The organism is Veillonella infantium, assembly GCF_002959895.1.
Lineage (GTDB): Bacteria > Bacillota > Negativicutes > Veillonellales > Veillonellaceae > Veillonella > Veillonella infantium.
In genome coordinates, this window is the sequence record NZ_PPDD01000001.1 from 130512 (window position 1) to 149699 (window position 19188).

Genomic DNA, 19188 nt, shown 5'->3' on the forward strand with positions numbered 1-19188 from the left:
TAGTCCTTTCTTTTTAATTAAAATGTAGCTATGTCACGGGGCCCCATCAATATAGGCACACCCACAATAGTTTTCATTATTGTTCCGGCCCCATGTCTCGGAATTCCACGTCTCTAAATTGTGTTAATTCCCCAATGAATTGGAGTTCCACGGTACCGACGGAACCATTACGGTGTTTACGAATGAGGACTTCTGCATTATCCCCTTTTTCGGAGTTTTCATCGTAATATTTATCGCGGTACAAGAAGATAACGATATCCGCATCTTGTTCAAGAGAACCAGATTCACGAAGGTCAGACAGTACAGGCCGTTTATCTGGTCTGCTTTCAACACTACGAGACAACTGAGATAAGGCAATGAGTGGCACATTGAACTCACGGGCGATCAATTTAAGGTTACGAGAGATTTCAGATACCTCTTGTTGACGGTTCTCGCTACCCTTGCCGGAGTTGCGGCCTTGCATCAACTGAATATAGTCGACGATAACGAGATCGAGACCATGTTCCACCTTAAGACGGCGCAATTTTGAGCGCATATCTTGCACGGTAAGGCCCGGCGTATCATCGATAAAAAGCTTAGATTTGCTCATGCGGTCCGCAGCGGCAATAACCTTTTCCCAGTCAGCAGGGTCCATATTTGCACGGCGCAGTTTTTCAGAGCTTACACCTGCCACGGAGGACAGAATACGACCAACCAGCTGTTCCTTGCCCATTTCTAGGGAGAAGAACGCTACCGTCTTGTCGTACAACATCGTTACGTTTTGAGCGATGTTCAAGGTGAAAGCCGTTTTCCCCATCGCAGGACGAGCTGCTACGAGGATAAGGTCAGATTTTTGTAGACCATTAAAGACATGATCTACATCTTTAAAGCCTGTTGGCACCCCTGTAATAGCACCATCATGCTGTTGCAATGCATTTAATTTATCTAAGTTAGATAGTACAACCTCCCCAATAGGAGCAAATGATGATTCGGACTGGGTTTGACCACTTACGTCCAGTACCATTTGTTCCGCCTTGTTGAGGATAGCCGTTGGCTCATCTTCGCCAGCGTACGTCATGCCTACGATTTTATTCCCTGCATCGATAAGACGGCGCAACTGAGCTTTTTCACTGATGATTTTCGCATGTTCCTCTACATTATAGGACACCGATTCATTAGCAAGCGATGTAATATAAGCAAGACCGCCTACCGCATCGAGACGTTTACGACGATCTAGCTCTTCACCAACAGTGATAAAGTCCGCCGTCTTGTTAGCATGCACGATTTCTAAGATAGCATCATAAATAATACGATGCGCATCGCGATAAAAGTCTTCAGATTTTAGAATACTCGTTACCGTATCGACAACAGCACCCGAGTTGGATCCATTCGTTAATAAAGCCCCCAAAACGGCTTTTTCCGCATCTAAATTATGCGGTGGAATGCGTACATCCATGATAATCCCCTTTATAAAACCACTATGGATAAAAGAATTCACCATACTCAAAGAGCATGGTGAACACTATTATTCAGCTACTACGTTAACCTTGATAGTACTTGTAATTTCAGGATGAACACGAACGAGTACATCATGTACGCCTAATGTTTTCAATGGTTCTTTGATTTCGATTTTCTTTTTATCGATATCTACTTTGTATTGCGCTTTAGCTGCATCGGAAATATCTTTTGCAGTAACGGAACCGAATACACGACCTTCTTCACCCATGCGAACTTTTACAGTTACTTCAACCTTAGTCAATTGAGCTGCCAAGATTTTAGCCTCGTCATTGGCAACCGCTTTATTGTGAGCGATGGATTCTTGCTTTTGTTTCGCATTATTTACGTTAGTTGCTGTACCTTCAAGGCCAAGACCTTTTTTGATTAATACATTACGGCCATATGCATCGCTAACTTCAACGATTTCACCTTTTTTACCAACTTTTTTAACGTCTTCTAACAATACTACTTTCATTGTTGTTCCTCCTCTTGTTCAGCGGAATGAAGGGCTTCTAGAGCACGCTCTAAGATGGCCTGCTTCGCTTCCTCTACGGTCATACCTTGTAATTGGGCACCAGCCACAGTTCTGTGACCACCGCCGCCCAAGGCTTCCATCACAACCTGTACATTTACCTTGCCTTTGGATCGAGCACTAACGCCGATACCGCCGTCATTCAAGGAATACAGTACAAAGGCTGCTTCAATATCTTCATTACTGATGAGCATGTCTGCACTTTGTGCAGCTAATGCCATCATATCCTTCAAACCTTCAGGGGCTACAGAAATAGCAATCCCTTCAGTTCGGTTGGCTTCAAATACCATTTTAGCACGCAATTGAACAGAATCGAAGGTTTCAATAAATAATTGTTTAACCCGCTCAATATCTGCCCCTGCACGGCGCAAGAATGCAGCCGCTTCAAAGGTACGCGCACCAGTTTGTTGAACAAAGTTCTTCGTATCAAGCACAATACCGGCATAAATACCTGTTGCTTCTGACTTTGAAAGTTTTACACCACCACCTGCATATTGTACAAGCTCTGTAACAAGCTCGGAGGTAGATGATGCAGTTGGTTCCAAGTACGTAAGTAATGGGTTTTCTACGAAGTCCGCTGCACGACGATGATGATCGATAACGATGCGTCGTTCAGAAATTTCAAGCGCCTCTGGGGCTGCTACCATTTCTTGACGATGCGTATCACATACAATAGTGAGCGTATTCGCATCTACCCATACTTTCGCACCTTCTACGGTGATAAAATGCTCTTGCCAGAACTCAGATTCATTAAGAACCGCCACCATTTTATCGATAGCACTCGTTTCTTTTGAAAGTACAACACGTACGTCTTTTCCCAATGCTCGGGCAATGGAAGTAACGCCAATGATACCACCTAAGGCATCATAGTCTTCACGCTTATGACCCATCACAAGGATTTTATCGGAATCAAGCATAAGCTCATGTAAAGCTTGTGATACAACACGAGCACGAACACGAGTATTCTTCTCAACGCCAGCTGTATTACCGCCAAAGAAGTGGGTGCTTTCACCATCCATAATACACACTTGGTCACCACCGCGACCTAATGCAATATCTAGAGCAGCACGAGCTCGGCCCGATACCTCTTTTACAGAGCCTACGTTCTCGCTAATCCCGATAGAAATTGTTGCTGGCACTTGACGAGGAGAAGGCAATTTACGGATTTTCTCAAGGATTTTAAACCCATCTTCCTCCATCGCATGAAGTGCACCACGAGAAATAGCAAAAGTATACATATCATCTTGGAAGTTACGAATGAAACCTTCTTGTCTATCAATTTCATCCATAATAATGTTATTAATATCTGTCCAAACGCTAGTATACTCACGATCACTAAGACCTTTTGTCAATTCTTCGAGATTATCGATTTGAATCATGCCCCATACAGGCTGGCCCTCTTCAGCTTTAATACGCGCCTTTTCTAAGTCTGTAATATTCTTAAAGTAAAGCGCCATTACCGCATGTTCTGCTAATTCATCGTCGCTATCAATATTTGGTCGTGTATCACGAGGATCAATGAATTTGTAAATAATTTGGAAATACTTATCTTCGTACTGTTCCGTCATAAATCCAGATTTTCCCCAGATTTTATCAATACGGAAGCCAGGCATAAGAGCAGACATTTTTTGAAGTTTATTCCAGTCTACCTTAACCCAGTCTGCAAAGACACTATTATTCCATACGAGGGTACCTTGTTTATTAACAAGAGCAATCCCCATTGGCAAGTTTTGTAAAGCAAAGTTCGAAGCTTGTGTGACGTTTTTCATCATCGCCCCAAACTGTTCCCTTGCTAAACGACGCCGGTTATGAAGGGTATTGTAGTTAACCAAATATGCCGCTACCACGATAATTAAAGCTAGAATTGCAATGGCCCAATTTAGATAGGCCAACAATAATAACAATAATACGATAACGGTAATAATGGTAATTTCTAAACCTTCCCATTTCCGTTGAAAGGATTTCATAACGGCCTCCTTTCTATTACTATTGACGCGCTTTGTAACGTGTCCGTAAATCTAAAAACATATCTATGACACCAAATATAGCTAATGCTTGTCCAAAGAAAAAGGCATACACCCCAAGCAATATCCACTTCAATTTATTACTCATGCGGTAACTACTCATTAAATCTGCTAAAGCTGCAAAGCCATGAATAGAACACATAGAACTACCGAGGAGTAATACATTGGTACTAATGGCTATGACCCAGGAAGAGTCCATATTGATATGCGGCGTACCATATATACCAATAATACCTAAAGCGTATAGCCCTGCACTCCAGACAGGCATCTTCCATTCTTCAATTGGTAAAAATCGAGGTATGGAGATACGTAATCTTTTACCTAGCCATATAGATATCTGAATAGTTATATAACTGTATGATACTGCAGCTATAGCTACAGCTACAAAAAACGCATCCTTCAAACCAGTAGCAAGCTTATCTACATTTTTCACAAATAAATCAGCTTGTTCCTGTGTGATATTAGGATTCGTCTGTAATGCTTGATCAGCAATCATACGAGCTTGCTCAGTCATCTGTGTATCTATCATTGATAGAGTAATACCAGATACATATACTTGTGCCATTAAAGTTACTAATACAGCAACAAACATAGCAATACTAGGGAGTAGTAGTCGTTTAATCGTCCCTAAAGAAAGACGGTTACCTTCTCCTACCCCTACACCTACCGCAGCAAATAAGCCAACAGGTATACCATTCCATGGTCCAAACAAAACTACCGCTAAGAAAGTAGTAACAACAGCTGCCGATATACTATACTTGCGACCCCATTTTGTTCCAATTATGCCAATGGCTGCAGGTGTAACAAAAAATGATAAAAAAGCGAAAGCTGGTAAATACACACTAATAGCACTAAGGATGACACCTATAGCACTAACAAATCCTGTTTCTACCATCGCTCTTGTATTTGTTTGTTTCATAAATCTCCATTCTATATAAGAAGATAGATTAATTGGTATCTTTTAATTATAACAGTTTAAAAAGGTAACTTCAAATACCCTATGTAGTAGACAAATGCGATAACACCGCTATTTATAGTAGATTCCATAGGTCCTTTTTAAAATGTTAAAAGTACCACACCATAGGGTGCGGTACTTTTGTTTATTATATATGATTATACGTCTTGAATAATCGGCAAGATCATAGGACGGCGGCGAGTTTTATCATAGAAGAATTTACCCAACGCGTCGCGTACATTTTGCTTAATCGTAGTCCAATCTTTAATGCGTTGCATTTCGCATTCTTCAAGGACTTGGTCTACGCGATGTTCTGCAGCAATCATAAGTTCTTCTGCGTCACGTACGTATACGAAGCCACGAGATACGAGATCTGGACCAGCTACGATTGTACCAGAAGCTTTATCCATCGCCATTACCACGATAACCATGCCTTCTTGTGCCAATTGTTGACGGTCACGGATAACGATGTTACCTACATCGCCAACGCCAAGGCCATCAACGAAGATAGCACCAGCTTGTACACGGCCACCTTTACGGCCACCATCTTTATCAAATTCAAAGATTTGACCATTGTCGCCGATAAGGACTTTCTTAGGATCTACGCCCATAGCAACGCCAAGTTCACCATGACGGCGCAACATGCGGTACTCACCATGAACTGGAATGAAGTATTCTGGACGAACAAGGTTGAGCATCGTTTTAAGCTCTTCTTGGCTCGCATGACCAGATACGTGGATACCACGGTCTTTACCATATACAACGTGACAACCTAATCGGAGCAAGTTATCGATAGTTCTACCTACAGCACCTTCGTTACCTGGAATTGGTGTAGCAGAGATGATAACTGTATCATTCGGCGCCAACTCTACAGTACGATGGTTGCTTGTAGCCATACGGGACAAACCTGCCATCGGTTCACCTTGAGAGCCAGTTGTTAAGATCATAATTTGGTCATCTGTGTAGTTGTGCATTACATCTACGTCGATAATTGTATTTGGTGGAATGTTCAAGTAACCGCGTTCTTGAGCGATTTCTGTAACATTTACCATACTGCGGCCCATAACGACAACCTTACGGTTGAACATAACTGCCGCATCAATAGCTTGTTGGATACGAGATACGTTAGATGCAAATGTAGCTAACACAACGCGGCCCTTTGCTTCTCCAACAGCTTGTTTAATAGCAGGGCCTACGGAACTTTCAGAACCTGTAGTACCTGGTTTTTCAACGTTTGTAGAGTCAGACATCAAGGCCAATACACCTTTATTACCGAGCTCAGCAAATTTGTGCATATCCATCAAACGGCCATCAACTGGTGTTTGGTCGATTTTAAAGTCACCTGTATGAAGTACAGTCCCGATTGGTGTATCAAAGTACACAGCGCAGGAGTCAGGAATGGAGTGGTTTGTTTGGATAAAACCAACCTTAACTTGACCAATTTGAACTTCATCGCCTGCAGCAATAGTACGAAGACATTTTGGAGATACCTTATGTTCTTTAAACTTGCCTTCAATCAAACCACAAACGAGATTTGTTGCATATACTGGGCAATTGATTTCTTTCATAAGGTATGCCAAGGAACCAATATGGTCCTCGTGACCATGGGTAATTACGACAGCTTTCACGCGATCCTTATTCTCGATGATATAGCTCATATCAGGAATAACGATATCTACGCCAAGCATATCTTCGCTAGGGAACGCAAGACCAGAGTCGAGAACGATGATTTCGTCCTCATATTGGAAGATGGTCATGTTTTTACCGATTTCACCAAGACCGCCAAGAGGGATGATTTGGAATTTACCCTTATTAGCGCCATTTGGTGTACGACCTACTAATTCCACAGGAGCCTCTTGATTGTTGCGGTTTGTGGAGCGATTATTTGGACGGTTGTTGTTACGGTTTTGACTATTGCGACCATTGTTAGAGCGCGTATTACGCGTATTTTCACTACGTTCACCACGTGGTGCACGAGTTTGACGAGGTTTACGTTCTGTACGTTCTTGACCTTCACCTTGCTCAGCATTGCGACGTGTATTTGTACGGCGTGTCGTATTAGTACGACCACCATTTGCATTTGTACGAGTATTTGTACGGCGTTGGCGTGTTGTGCCTTCACCTTCACCAGCTGCATGTTGACGAGTACGACCCTCGCCAGCAGGGCGGCGTGTATTAGTGCGGCGGCGAGTCTGTTTATGTTCGCCTTCAGCCGCAGCTGTACGAGTAGCAGGTTTTGCTACTGTTGGTTCTGCTTTCACTTGTGCAGTAACCTGATTATCTGTTGTATTCACAGTTCCTCCTAAAATTTTGTTCATTATTTTATTTAACATAGTTTCTTTTCTCACCTATCACTTGAATTGATCTATGCTATGGAGGCCACACAAAGAAAAAGGCGCTAAAATACTAGCGTCTCGTCAAATAGGCGCAAAAATGCGCTATCAATTTTTGCCGTTCCTAGTGTTGTTGTGACCATTTGCCATAGCAAATGAGTATATTGCCATCATTAGACATGTCAGCCGCGACGGGTACGTTCTCTTCGTCCCTATCCAATGGGTCTTGCAATATAATCCGATCGATTTTGATGAAAGCCTCGCTTTCATACGTTATGTCTATTGTAACATAAAAATAGCGTTAACAAAAGAGGGTAGCCCCCATGTTAACGCTATTTAGATATATCATATTCTATTTATCATCATCTGGCATAGTTTTGTAAAACCCTTCGATACGCCACGCACCATTCTCTTCAATGACAGAAATATAACGCTTCATCGGCGTTGATTCTACAACACCGGCGCCAACCTTTGTGGTTTGTAGGTTTGCATCAAAGACAATGCGCTTCAAATCTCCTGTGCGACTCACCCGTGTAATACCTAGGGATACTACATCCACCTTTGGTGCCTGTTTCATGGACTCTAGCCATTTTTGCTTCTCCACTGGATTTGTACTAGCTTGGCTAATAATATAGGTGAAAGCCTTGTCATAGTCCTTGTTATTCAGGGCATCAAAATAATTCTGTACAGAAGCTCGCGCTGCTTCCGCACTGCCTTCACCAACGATAGAGTTTGTAAACCATCCGTCAGGGAATACCTCATTAGCTGGCCCCATCGCACGTAAAGATGCGCCAAACACACAGATTACTATAACAAGTAATCCCACCAGAACACGCGTAGTTAAAGCACTACTCGTAGGAGATACCTTCATAATAGATGCCAAGCGCTTATCTATGACGATATGTTGCAATGCGCTGCCATATTGATTATCCTGTGGCTGTCCTTTTACACATAACAAACCAAATAAGATCAAAGGCCCTACAAAAGGAATAAAAAACAACAACAAGGTAGCGCTGCTTTTACCTGTATCATGGAGGCGTCGTACAGATAACGCAGCCAAAGGCATCAAGGAAACTAAACTGAGTATGGCAACGATAAGACCTGCCAACCCGATTAGATAGGGCCCTGTTTGGAATATGGCTGTTAAGCCATAAAATACTGCTAGCAAGCCGACAATAGCAATATGCCACAACAATAGAAACTGGAAAAACTCTCTACGAGAGGCGCGTCCATCCGTATCCATGAACTTTTTCCCCATTACATAGAGGAATGTATCCTTATAACTCATTTGGTAATGGGCGAAAGGATAGATTACATCGCCTTCTGGTGCGATACGCTCCACCTCTGTTGCTACTGTATACTGCCCACAGGTAGGGCAAAACATAGCCGCCTCATCACAATAATGACGGCAAGCATCACAATAACGTTTCATAAACTTCTCTCCAACACTCTCAATCTTTTATTATTTTAACTATCTCAATTATTTATTATTTTAATAATCTCAATCACCTATTATTTTAAATAGGTATCTACCGCCTCAGCAAATCCTTGGCGATATAGATTAGCTCCACCGTTTGCTGGATGGCGCAAGCCAATGGCAGACAGACCAAATTTGCCCATCGTATCAGCAGACTTTTGTCCTACGGCGAGCACAAGAGGATCTGCACCGCCTAATTCTATATGTAAATCTAACAAGCGTTTTGTATATTCCCAACCTACTTGTTGTTCTCTATCTGTAGGTGTACGGTTCGTCAATGGGTTGCCATCCTTATGTGGATGGAAGGGGAATATGTTCCACAACAATGTATCATAAGGATCGATACCCTTTTCAACAATAGCACTCCACACCACTGTATCAGTAGGTTCATTAAAACCATCCTTTTGCTGTGTTCCTTTTAACAAAGCGCTAGTAGGTGAACTAGTACGTTCCAACTGAATAGTCGTGATATCCTTCGCACGAATGGTTTTGTGCTTATCTAGTAGCATTCTTTCACAAGTAATGGCAATACCTGTGAAGCGTCCCCCTTGATAGCCTACAGCCTCTGCCACTACAAAGACCTTAGCTCGACCTAAGCGCGGCAATAAATAAGCTACTAAATTATCTCGGCGCACCTGTGCCGCATCAAAGCCATTTGTAACGATCTCTAAATCAGGATTTACCTCACCCCAAGGATTATGGACAAGGTTACCAGAATACTGGGCGAGCCAATCTGCAAAACTACGTACCTTTGCTACTCTCTCCGCCTCAAAAGTTGCTATATATTCATCAAAAGACAAGGTCTTCTCTAACTCAAATAAAGACATACAGCCTCCAATTTAAATTTCATAGGTTATTACCGATATATATCTACTATACATGATAATTACACGAATTGCATAAGAAATATAAAAACCACCCAAGGACGTCGAAATACTTGGGTGGTTCTTTTAAGGTGTACACTAATGGAACTCCTTACTCTTTTAGCTACTTATAGTATACATTATTTTAGAGTTTTGTCTATTATAAAACACCCAAGAGTGTAAAAAACTCCTTGGGTGTTTCGTTAAGGTGTATATACCTAAATATAGAACTCGATTTTGTCTTCTTTTGCGAGTTGGAATTGTTCGAAGATGTGGTTCCGAATATTAACAAAGTTTGGCGATGTACGGTCTGTTCTATCTATGATATTTACAGGGATAATAGTTTGTACACAACCTGGGTTTGCCGCTAGGACTACAACGCGGTCCGCAAGGACTACGGCTTCTTCAATGTCGTGAGTAACGAATACAACTGTTTTACCTTCTTCACGGCAGATGCGAGAGATTTCGTCTTGCAAGTTGATACGTGTCAACGCATCAAGGGCACCTAGTGGTTCATCCATAAAGATAATATCTGGATCAACCGCTAGTGCACGAGCAATGGATACACGCTGTTGCATGCCCCCAGATAGTTCTGCAGGATAGCGATTACGAGCGTGATCGAGGCCTACCATTTTAACGTATTTGTCGATAATCGCAGGGCGCTCTTCTTTAGGCACCTTTTTACTTTCAAGGCCTAGCTCGATATTGCTTTCCACTGTACGCCACGGCAAGAGACCATAATTTTGGAATACCGTTACATATCTGAGTTGAGGCGCTTTCACCTCTTCACCATCGATAGTAATGGAGCCAGATGTAACGAGCTCAAAGCCAGCTATAGCATTTAATAGCGTACTTTTACCAGAACCAGAAGGGCCTAAGAGGCAAATAAACTCGCCCTTTTCAATGTCTAAATTAATATCTTCAAGAATGGTGAGTGGTTCCCCATCTTTCATAAATTCCTTGTGTGCATTGCGCACCGAAATGTAACCCATGAGGCCACCTCCTATTTCTCAATACCCCAACGTTTGTAAATCCATTTTTCGATGAGGGATACGCCCCAATCGAGTAAAAGCCCAACGAAACCGATGGTTAAAATGGCTACCATTAGAAGATCGTTGCGCAAGTTATTTCTCATATCGATAATGAGGAAGCCAAGGCCCGTTTGAGAGCCTACCATTTCGCCTGTTACAAGGAAGATCCACGCTGTACCAAGGGCGATGTGAAGACCCGATGCAATGCCAGGGAATACGGCAGGCAACACGATTTTAAATAACAATTCTGGTTGTCTAATACCAAAGTTGCGCGCTACCTTGATGTACACAGGGTCAATATTTTGAATAGCAGACACGGTGGACAATAATACAGGGAAGAATGCTGCGATAAAGATGATAACGATAGCCGGCGCTTGACCGATACCGAAGAAGAGAACGATAAACGGCAACCATGCTACAGGAGAAATTGGTCGAATGACTTGAACGATTGGATTGATGTAGTTCCAAATCCCCTTATACCACCCCAAGATAAGGCCGAAGAATACGCCGGCTACAACGGAAATGATGTAACCAATGAAGAAGCGTACTAAACTGTCTGCAATATCCTTAAAGAGAACACCGTCTCCGATGAGTTCTCCAAAGCCGAGCAATACCTTATATGGCGTTGGAAACAAGGCTTCGTTAAAACCGCCCAGACGAACGATTAACTCCCAAATCAACCAAGCTGCGATAAATGAGCCCGGCACATATGTATATTTCTTCATGGTCCCCCTCCTATGGTAACAACGATGTATCTACAAACTCTGAATAACTCGGCACTTTTTTAATCAAATCAATATGCGTCATATGATGGACGAGTGCGTTATAACGGTCCTCTGTAAGGGCTAAATCTCTAAACCCAATCACTTGTAAAGAGCGCTCGATAACCGGATCCTTAAACTTCATATATTTTAAGGAAATCTCTTTTTGTGCTTCTGGATGCTCATCTAGGTATTTACCGGCATCAAGATAGGCCTTGGTAAAAGCTTTTGCCAAGTCGTGATGTTCGTCGACGAATTGACCATTAAACACGAGGGCACAGCAAATATTGTCATGCCATAAGTGGTCAGGATCTTCAAAAACTTTGCCATTTCCCATCTCTAATGCAAGAGATCCAAATGGCTCAGCTACGCTATAGCCTGCAATTTGGCCTACAGATAGGGCAGAAGGCATTTCTGGAGGGCTCATTTCTACGATTTGTACATCTTTTTCAGAAAGACCCGCTTGTTCAAGCATGCAATCCACGAGAACTTTTTGAGTTGATTGTTTATGAGGGATAGCAAAGGATTTGCCTTTTAAGTCTTGAACGGAGTTAATATCCTTATTTACGATGATAATATTACCCTCTGTATGACCAAGTGCAGCAGCACGAACATCAATGCCTTGTTCACGAGCCTTTACACCTAGTTCAACGAGTACCGATGCAGCATCTACCTTGCCTGTATTTAATGCATCCATGAGCTCTGGCCAAGATCCATACTTAACAAGCTCTACATGAACAGGACCATCTGCTGTTTCTAATTCTTTTGTAGCGAATACCGGCAATGCATGGGTAATTGGTAAATAGGCTACGCGTACAGTCTTTAATTCTTGAGCCGTCTTTGGTTTATGGTGTTCATGATAACCATAGGCTATGCAGCCAATAACCAAGAGAACCACTCCGATGATTAGATACCAGGTCTTCTTCATAACTTCCCCTCTTTCTACCTCACAACAAGGGGCGTTTTTGACACATGTCATTTTTCACACTTTTCTAAAACCTAGATGAAGTCTGGTTCTAGAACACCTTGTCTTCTAAACTTATTTATACCCTACTATATCAATATGTATTAATTATGTCAATAAAACACAGTAATATTGTAGGTATTATTATTTAGGTACGAAATGTATCAATATAGACCAAATAAATCCAAATAAATATAGTAGTCTAAGTATAGTAGTCTAAAGATATGAACTACTATATCTACAAAACGATTTAGCACTCCAACTTTAGCAATACTATAAACAAGAACTCTATCACTAAACAAAAAAGCAGGTAGTATCCATTGGATACTACCTGCTACTAGCTTTAATATTTTCACTTATTGTTAGATTGTATGTGAAGATTCACTTAAAACAGTGTCTTTTTATTTAGTATATATACTTCTGCTGTACCAGCTTCGCTAGACTCAGATACATTTGGGTAGATAGTAGACTGACGGAAGTGCTTGATTTCACCTTTTGGAACGATGAGCATTAGAGGTTTACCAGAGGCGATTATCTTGTTAAATTCCTCTTCGTTAACTTGTTCCATAAGATATTTCTTTGACCACTCGGCACTGCGTTTTTTAATTTTATCTCGATCATCCCAGCGACTTTCATCACCGTTGATTTTAATAATCTTATGACCTGTATAGTATACAGCAGCTGTACTGTAACCGTTATAGTAATAGATATCGCCATCATAAGAGTCTACTACCGGCACTACTTCTATATTACTCCGCTGTTTAACAAATGGTTCTAACCCTTCCACCACAACGATAGAGGAAATAACCATAGTACCTAGGACAATAATACTAACAAGGCGATACCCTTTTTTCGTATACCATGCATGGAATAAAAGGAGTACGGCTACAGCCACCACAACATAGAGCAAGAAATAGAAGCCCCATGGAGCGAAGAATGATCCCGCTACATAAGCAATCCATAAGAGTAAGGTAGGTCCCATAATGACCCATTTAACAGCTCTAGATTTACCTTTACGTATAATCTTCATAACGCCCATAGCGCCGATAGCACTAAAGGGAACTAAGCTCACGAATGTATATAAAGGATATTTTGTAGCCATTAAGGTGTAGAACAAAACGACCCCAACACCCCAAGTCATGTTATAGATAAAGGCTGTATGACGCTGTTTAAAACCATCAATCATACCGTAAATAACAGCACCAGTCCACGGCAAAGAAGCACCTAGGAAGATTGCGATATAATACCACCACACATTATCTTCAGGATGTTCAGATTGTGTGGCCCGTGTTACATTGTGAAGCCCTAAGAAGCCATTGATAAAATCTTGACCGTGAACGCTGTACATATACACATACCACGGCAAGCAGACTACACAAAAGGCAAGGATACCACGCCAATCAAAGATAGCTTTCACCATCGACCAAGAACGATTGATCCCAGCAAAAACGAGTAAAATCATACCAGGCAAAACGAGTGCTACAGGCCCCTTTGTGAGCACCCCGAGGGCTGCAAAGATATAGGCCACAATCATAGCATGTGGTTTCTGTTCCACCATCCCCTTATAGGAATAAATCATGACCATGATCGTCGTATAAAGTAGCACCATGTCCGTAATAACGCCATGAGCTACGGTCCAGAACATGAGGGATGTACCAAGAACACCGGCCGCAATTAAGCCGAGGGCCCACTTGCCGCTCATAGTACGCGTCGATTGATACATAGTCGCTACAGATAAAGCGCCAAAGATAGCACTGGGTAAACGAACCACCCAATCGGCAATACCAAAGATTTTAAATCCAAGGGCAATGAGCCAATAAATCATAATTGGTTTATCGTACCAATAGGTGCCGTAAATTTGAGGTGACAACCAATCTCCGGAGAGAACCATTTCCTTAGCAGTTAACGCATAGTTAGATTCCACAGGATCCGTAACAGGCAACATATTATTGCCAAATAGATAAAAAACAAGCCATACAATAAATACGACTGGCGTTAATCGTGAAAGTTTCATAAGGGCCTCCTTATCGGCGATTGCGATAGTATTTAAAGCCCAATACAGCCGCTATAATAACGAATACAACAATCATAATAACCAAGAACTCATGATTATATTGGATTAAATCTTTCCAGTTTTCACCGAGAACTTTACCCAAGTAAACAAGAAGGATTGTCCAAGGAATCGTGCCTAGTACAGTCCAAATAACAAAATGCCACATAGGATAACGCGCCATGCCAGCTGGGAAAGAAATAAATGTACGAACACCTGGCAACAAACGGCCAAAGAACACCGCGGCACCACCATACTTATTAAACAACTTTTCAGCGAGTTCAAATTTATGTTCATTAAAGAATATGTATTTGCCGTATTTCAAAAGAAGTGGACGTCCACCATGCTCACCCATCCAGTAGGATAAGATAGAGCCTACAATCCCTGCTAAAATACCTACAACCATAGTCGTATGTAAATCAAATATGCCCTGAGCAATCAGATATCCAGCAAAACCTAAGACGATTTCACTAGGAATAGGAATGTTAGCATTTTCCAAAACCATTGCAATAAACATGGCTCCATAGCCATACGTTTCCATAAATGAAATGATATATTCCACTGTTTTACCCCTTTTTAATCACCATCCGGGTCCATTATGCACAAATTTTTGGGCATAGTATTTTCATCATTACCATACCTATTCGGTATATCTTATATTTTACCATAATAAAAAGGCCCTCACCACAGGTGAAAGCCTTTTTACCATTTAACTGTATACGATTATTGCAATTCAGTAGTTTGAGTTGTTACTTCACGAGCCGTAGTAAATGCGGCAAGTTCTGCATCACCAGAACCAAGGATTACTTTGTTAGCTACTAGCGCGTTAGCCGCTGTTTTAGCATCTTGTAAAGTAATTCCAGCACGAGGAGCACTAATTGTGACTGATGTGCTTTTACCACCGACCGTAGAAAATGTAAGATATACAACGCGTTTTTCCGCCATGTGGGCGCCTCCTTTCACGTTTCATAAACAAGTTCTCGAATTTAGATAGAATAGGATGATTTCTGTAACTCTGCAATTCTGTAATTACACAAATTACAATTAGATTAAATATATCTATCTATAATTCATATCAATAAGGATGGGAATGTGAGGGTTTGCAATCTCTATATCCTGTTACGACTATGGGAGGATATAAAAACTAGCAATAAGAATGTGTTTGGATCACTAAAAAAACGAATAGATAAGATTCAATTAATGTCCTAAGGATACTTCATTGACGCGGACCACGTCGGACAAGCTGTGGTCATACAAGGCTGCCAGCGCATTACCAACGGTTTTTATATTATCGTCGGACGCTTCTTCTGCAACACGTGTATAGGTTACGTCTTTGTACTTCGGCGCATCTTCGGTGCCGATGTTAAAACGCAACACCAATTTAGTGCGTTTAATGTTAGCCATCGTATCACCTCCTTTCACCCTCTTATATTCCTGAGGGTCCCTCTCGACAACCCCCGCTAGAGTAATTAAGGTAATCATTGTGAAAGTCAGAGAACAACAACTTTAAATCTATACTTCTTACAGTATTTATATAAATCTAACAAACAATACAGAAGTATACACGCTATAAACATGTCATAAATACAGAAAAAGACCCTTACAAATCATTAGCTATACAAATATAACTAACAACTGTAAAGGTCTACATAAGCCCATAAAGGGCAATGAAAATCTATAAAGTACCATAAACCATTATTAAGGTCTGTGCTCAATAGATAAATACTATTCAGTTTTCAAGGCTAGCATAAAGTCATGTGCTTTTACAGCTGCTTCAGTATCTACAAAGTGTAGCGGGTTTAATAAGCGACAGAATTTAAAGAGATATTCATGTTTACGTAAAATTTCTTTTACATGTAACACCGTATCGCGCGCCGTACGAGCCGAACTATAGCCATTCATCATAGCGTATAGGTAAGAAATCGGTAGATTATCTTCACGCAAATAGCTATGCACAAAGATGAGTAAATCCCAACCTTGTGGTGTAAATTCAGGCCAACGACGACCATTTTCCCAATCTAATAAAGTAACCTTATCAGTATCTGGATCATAGGTGATATCTCGCATGGCAGGACGGCCATGGGACAAACCATAGTCATGAAGTTGTCCCAATGTTTTACCAAAACTATAGAAGATATGAGTAACCATATCTTGTAAGCTATCATCATCAGGATGTTGCGCTGGCAATTCACTATAATAAGTTAATGTTTTACCAGACCCTTCTGTAACGAAATAATGCTCTCTAAAACCAGCAATCACTGGTGCTACAGGCAACTGAGTATTTACGAAGGAAATTTTATAAAACTCATAATCAAAAGAAGCTCTAGGAGCTGGTTTAATCCAACTAGAGCGATTATTACTGATATCTTGTTTTACATAATAGGTTTTATCATTAAACTCTACAGGAAAAACACGATGGTCTTTCTCTTCATCGATTATGCGATCAATATATTCTAATAACATATCATTCATTATAGCCTCCCTATGTATGACACCTACAACACTAGTGCCCCTCAGCCATATATTTCAAAAAATCTAATATAACAATTTACCCTCGTATTGTTATATTCCTCGGAATATATAGTATTAAATAATTTATGAGTAACAACATAGTAGCTATTACTCATTTAAGTGTATACAATTAATGTATTTATTATACTACAATTATCATCTCATATCAAAGAGAATTCACTTCACCAACACAGATAAACACTGTATTATCGGCAAACTCTTCATGTTAATCTCAAATAACCCACCTTGGTTTTAACCCACAAAAGAAAAACCCCCTAGCCTAAGCTAGGGGGTTCTTCTGGTAATTATGATAATAGGTTTAGATTTAAGACAATACAAGGACCAACTGAGGTCATGTCTAAATCAAACGAATTAACCAACGAATTTAGTCACTGCTGCAGTATCAGTTAAGTGACGTTTAGGCATGCCCATTTCTTCAGGGGAAATGCCAAGAGCAAGACCCACTAATTGGGACATGTGCAAGATTGGCATATCTTTGCCACCGCCAACAACTTCTTTTGCTTCTTTTTGGAACATATCAAGTTGCATTTGGCAAAGTGGGCAAGGAGTTACTACGCAATCTGCGCCTTCAGTAGCTGCATCTTTGTTGATGGAGCCAGTCATTTGCATTACGGAATCATGTGCAGGGTATACAGCATGGAAACCGCAGCAATCAAGTTTACGGGAGAAGTCGATTGGTGTAGCACCGATAGCAGAAATCAAATCTGCTAAGGATGTAGGCATTTGATAATCTTCGAAGCCCAATTCAGTTTGAGGACGAAGAATATGGCAACCATAGTATTCAGCTACACGTAAACCAGTTAAAGGTTTAACAACTTTAGCTTTCAATTTGTCCAAACCGTAATCGCGGATCAATACCCATAAGAAATGAGTGATATCAGTTGTACCACGGTATTGTTTACCGATTTGAGCTAATTTTTTGTTAACTTCGTTCTTTTCTTTTTCGTTTTTATCAAGCTCGTTTTTAGCTTCACGAAGCATCAAAGTACAAGTGTTACATACAGTTAAAAGATTCAAACCTTTTTCTTCTGCCAATGCAATGTTACGAGCATTTGTAGCAAGTGTAATTTCTGGAGCGATGTCTTGAACGTGGGACGCGCCGCAGCAAGTCCAGCCGTCAAGCTCTTCCAACTCGATGCCTAATTTTTTAGCTACAGCAACTGTTGCTAAGTAGTCTTCTTTGGCAGCGCTTTCAAGAACGCAACCTGGGAAAAATGCGTATTTCATTATTTGCTTACCTCCTCAGCTGCTTTCATAAGTCTGCGAACACCATCAATACCATTTACAGGTTTTTGAGGTACTACAAGTTCGAATGGATTGATTTTGCTGTGTTTCCACAAACGTAAAGCATAGAATGCTTGTTTAGCGGAATCAACAACACCATCAGATTTCAAGCTCATAGAAACTTCTTTCAAGCGACCAGTTTTGTAGAGATCGTCTTTGAAAGCAACTGCATGGCGAACGCCTTTGCTGTTAGTAAGACCAGCTTTTGTAGCCTCTTTACGCAAGTTGGAAATATCTTGAGCAGGTTTTAAGTGTTTAGGACAACGGGAGATACAGTTCATGCAGTGAACGCATTTCCAAAGACCGTTGTCGAATGCAGGTTGAATGTGAGCCATAGGTGCATCATCACGGCTATCCAATACGAAACGGTTAGCTTTTGTGAATACATATGGTTCTAAGAAGTCATCTTGACGTGCAGTCAATTTGTTACATTCAGATGCGCAGCAACCACAAAGGATACATTCTGTACCAGCAACGAATTTTTTGAAGTCAGCTGGAGTTTGGCGAACGATTTTGTCACCTTCGTTAAATTCTGCTTTAAGGAAGATCCAAGGAGCAACTGTTTTCAAACGATCAACTTTTGCTTCCCAGTCAACAACTAAGTCACGGATAACGCGGAAGTTGCCGATAGGTGCAATTGTCAATTCATCAGTACCATAACGTTCTGTTAATTCGTCGATTTTAGCTTCGCAACCAAGCATTGCTTCGCCATTTACGCGAATGGAGCAAGCGCCACAAACTGCGGAACGGCAAGCTGCCAAGAATGTTAATGTTGGATCTTGAGTATCTTTAATTTTTTGAAGGCCCCAAAGAATTGTACGGTCAGCTTCATAGTCGAATTTGAAAGTCTGTACAAACGCGCGACCTTGTTGGTAACGGTGAATATGGTAGGTGATTTGTCTCATC

General features: G+C 41.1%; 17 protein-coding genes. All 17 read right to left on the reverse strand.

Annotated features, from left to right (window positions below):
* Nucleotides 1–76 precede the first annotated feature (76 nt).
* Nucleotides 77–1435 carry a replicative DNA helicase gene (gene dnaB / locus VCHSUH03_RS00610; protein WP_105093682.1) on the reverse strand — a complete coding sequence of 453 codons (1359 nt, stop codon included), beginning with the start codon at nucleotides 1433–1435 and terminating at the stop codon, nucleotides 77–79.
* Between the two features lie 69 nt (nucleotides 1436–1504).
* A complete protein-coding gene (rplI, locus tag VCHSUH03_RS00615; RefSeq protein ID WP_004694699.1) occupies nucleotides 1505–1951 on the reverse strand; it encodes a 50S ribosomal protein L9 in 447 nt (148 codons plus the stop codon).
* Entirely contained in the window at nucleotides 1948–3975 is a 2028-nt protein-coding gene (locus VCHSUH03_RS00620; protein WP_105093683.1) for a DHH family phosphoesterase, read from the reverse strand. Before VCHSUH03_RS00620 ends, rplI begins: the two co-directional genes overlap by 4 nt.
* A gap of 19 nt (nucleotides 3976–3994) precedes the next feature.
* Entirely contained in the window at nucleotides 3995–4951 is a 957-nt protein-coding gene (locus VCHSUH03_RS00625; RefSeq protein ID WP_105093684.1) for a DUF2232 domain-containing protein, read from the reverse strand.
* Nucleotides 4952–5145: 194 nt separating this feature from the next.
* Nucleotides 5146–7281 carry a ribonuclease J gene (locus VCHSUH03_RS00630; protein WP_227283661.1) on the reverse strand — a complete coding sequence of 712 codons (2136 nt, stop codon included), beginning with the start codon at nucleotides 7279–7281 and terminating at the stop codon, nucleotides 5146–5148.
* A gap of 391 nt (nucleotides 7282–7672) precedes the next feature.
* Complete coding sequence (locus VCHSUH03_RS00635; protein ID WP_105093685.1) at nucleotides 7673–8752, reverse strand: DUF805 domain-containing protein; 1080 nt, start codon at nucleotides 8750–8752, stop codon at nucleotides 7673–7675.
* A gap of 80 nt (nucleotides 8753–8832) precedes the next feature.
* Nucleotides 8833–9624 carry a uracil-DNA glycosylase gene (locus tag VCHSUH03_RS00640; protein ID WP_105093686.1) on the reverse strand — a complete coding sequence of 264 codons (792 nt, stop codon included), beginning with the start codon at nucleotides 9622–9624 and terminating at the stop codon, nucleotides 8833–8835.
* Between the two features lie 254 nt (nucleotides 9625–9878).
* On the reverse strand, nucleotides 9879–10652 hold the full coding sequence (locus VCHSUH03_RS00645) for an ABC transporter ATP-binding protein (protein ID WP_105093687.1): 774 nt from the start codon (nucleotides 10650–10652) through the stop codon (nucleotides 9879–9881).
* An 11-nt stretch (nucleotides 10653–10663) separates the two neighbouring features.
* Nucleotides 10664–11416 (reverse strand): ABC transporter permease, encoded by a 753-nt coding sequence (locus VCHSUH03_RS00650; protein ID WP_105093688.1) that lies wholly within the window; start codon nucleotides 11414–11416, stop codon nucleotides 10664–10666.
* 10 nt (nucleotides 11417–11426) lie between these two features.
* Complete coding sequence (locus VCHSUH03_RS00655; protein WP_105093689.1) at nucleotides 11427–12380, reverse strand: ABC transporter substrate-binding protein; 954 nt, start codon at nucleotides 12378–12380, stop codon at nucleotides 11427–11429.
* A gap of 421 nt (nucleotides 12381–12801) precedes the next feature.
* Complete coding sequence (locus VCHSUH03_RS00660; protein ID WP_105093690.1) at nucleotides 12802–14430, reverse strand: ArnT family glycosyltransferase; 1629 nt, start codon at nucleotides 14428–14430, stop codon at nucleotides 12802–12804.
* A gap of 10 nt (nucleotides 14431–14440) precedes the next feature.
* A complete protein-coding gene (locus VCHSUH03_RS00665; protein WP_105093691.1) occupies nucleotides 14441–15028 on the reverse strand; it encodes a DedA family protein in 588 nt (195 codons plus the stop codon).
* Between the two features lie 161 nt (nucleotides 15029–15189).
* Complete coding sequence (locus VCHSUH03_RS00670; RefSeq protein ID WP_009352278.1) at nucleotides 15190–15411, reverse strand: DUF2922 domain-containing protein; 222 nt, start codon at nucleotides 15409–15411, stop codon at nucleotides 15190–15192.
* A gap of 252 nt (nucleotides 15412–15663) precedes the next feature.
* On the reverse strand, nucleotides 15664–15870 hold the full coding sequence (locus VCHSUH03_RS00675) for a DUF1659 domain-containing protein (RefSeq protein WP_105093692.1): 207 nt from the start codon (nucleotides 15868–15870) through the stop codon (nucleotides 15664–15666).
* Nucleotides 15871–16191: 321 nt separating this feature from the next.
* Nucleotides 16192–16938, reverse strand: a complete 747-nt coding sequence (locus tag VCHSUH03_RS00680; protein WP_105093693.1) for a BUD32 family EKC/KEOPS complex subunit — start codon at nucleotides 16936–16938, stop codon at nucleotides 16192–16194.
* A 411-nt stretch (nucleotides 16939–17349) separates the two neighbouring features.
* On the reverse strand, nucleotides 17350–18225 hold the full coding sequence (locus VCHSUH03_RS00685; protein ID WP_060923769.1) for a CoB--CoM heterodisulfide reductase iron-sulfur subunit B family protein: 876 nt from the start codon (nucleotides 18223–18225) through the stop codon (nucleotides 17350–17352).
* Nucleotides 18225–19187, reverse strand: a complete 963-nt coding sequence (locus tag VCHSUH03_RS00690) for a succinate dehydrogenase/fumarate reductase iron-sulfur subunit (RefSeq protein WP_005385096.1) — start codon at nucleotides 19185–19187, stop codon at nucleotides 18225–18227. The genes VCHSUH03_RS00685 and VCHSUH03_RS00690 overlap by 1 nt, the downstream gene beginning before the upstream one ends.
* Nucleotide 19188 lies beyond the last annotated feature (1 nt).

Coding starts and splice junctions, on each gene's coding strand:
- VCHSUH03_RS00670 (WP_009352278.1), bottom strand. CDS start 15,411: ATGGCGGAAAAACGCGTTGTATATCTTACATTTTCTACGGTCGGTGGT.
- VCHSUH03_RS00680 (WP_105093693.1), bottom strand. CDS start 16,938: ATGAATGATATGTTATTAGAATATATTGATCGCATAATCGATGAAGAG.
- VCHSUH03_RS00620 (WP_105093683.1), bottom strand. CDS start 3,975: ATGAAATCCTTTCAACGGAAATGGGAAGGTTTAGAAATTACCATTATT.
- VCHSUH03_RS00690 (WP_005385096.1), bottom strand. CDS start 19,187: ATGAGACAAATCACCTACCATATTCACCGTTACCAACAAGGTCGCGCG.
- rplI (WP_004694699.1), bottom strand. CDS start 1,951: ATGAAAGTAGTATTGTTAGAAGACGTTAAAAAAGTTGGTAAAAAAGGT.
- VCHSUH03_RS00650 (WP_105093688.1), bottom strand. CDS start 11,416: ATGAAGAAATATACATATGTGCCGGGCTCATTTATCGCAGCTTGGTTG.
- VCHSUH03_RS00645 (WP_105093687.1), bottom strand. CDS start 10,652: ATGGGTTACATTTCGGTGCGCAATGCACACAAGGAATTTATGAAAGAT.
- VCHSUH03_RS00625 (WP_105093684.1), bottom strand. CDS start 4,951: ATGAAACAAACAAATACAAGAGCGATGGTAGAAACAGGATTTGTTAGT.
- VCHSUH03_RS00635 (WP_105093685.1), bottom strand. CDS start 8,752: ATGAAACGTTATTGTGATGCTTGCCGTCATTATTGTGATGAGGCGGCT.
- VCHSUH03_RS00675 (WP_105093692.1), bottom strand. CDS start 15,870: ATGGCTAACATTAAACGCACTAAATTGGTGTTGCGTTTTAACATCGGC.
- dnaB (WP_105093682.1), bottom strand. CDS start 1,435: ATGGATGTACGCATTCCACCGCATAATTTAGATGCGGAAAAAGCCGTT.
- VCHSUH03_RS00660 (WP_105093690.1), bottom strand. CDS start 14,430: ATGAAACTTTCACGATTAACGCCAGTCGTATTTATTGTATGGCTTGTT.
- VCHSUH03_RS00655 (WP_105093689.1), bottom strand. CDS start 12,380: ATGAAGAAGACCTGGTATCTAATCATCGGAGTGGTTCTCTTGGTTATT.
- VCHSUH03_RS00640 (WP_105093686.1), bottom strand. CDS start 9,624: ATGTCTTTATTTGAGTTAGAGAAGACCTTGTCTTTTGATGAATATATA.
- VCHSUH03_RS00685 (WP_060923769.1), bottom strand. CDS start 18,225: ATGAAATACGCATTTTTCCCAGGTTGCGTTCTTGAAAGCGCTGCCAAA.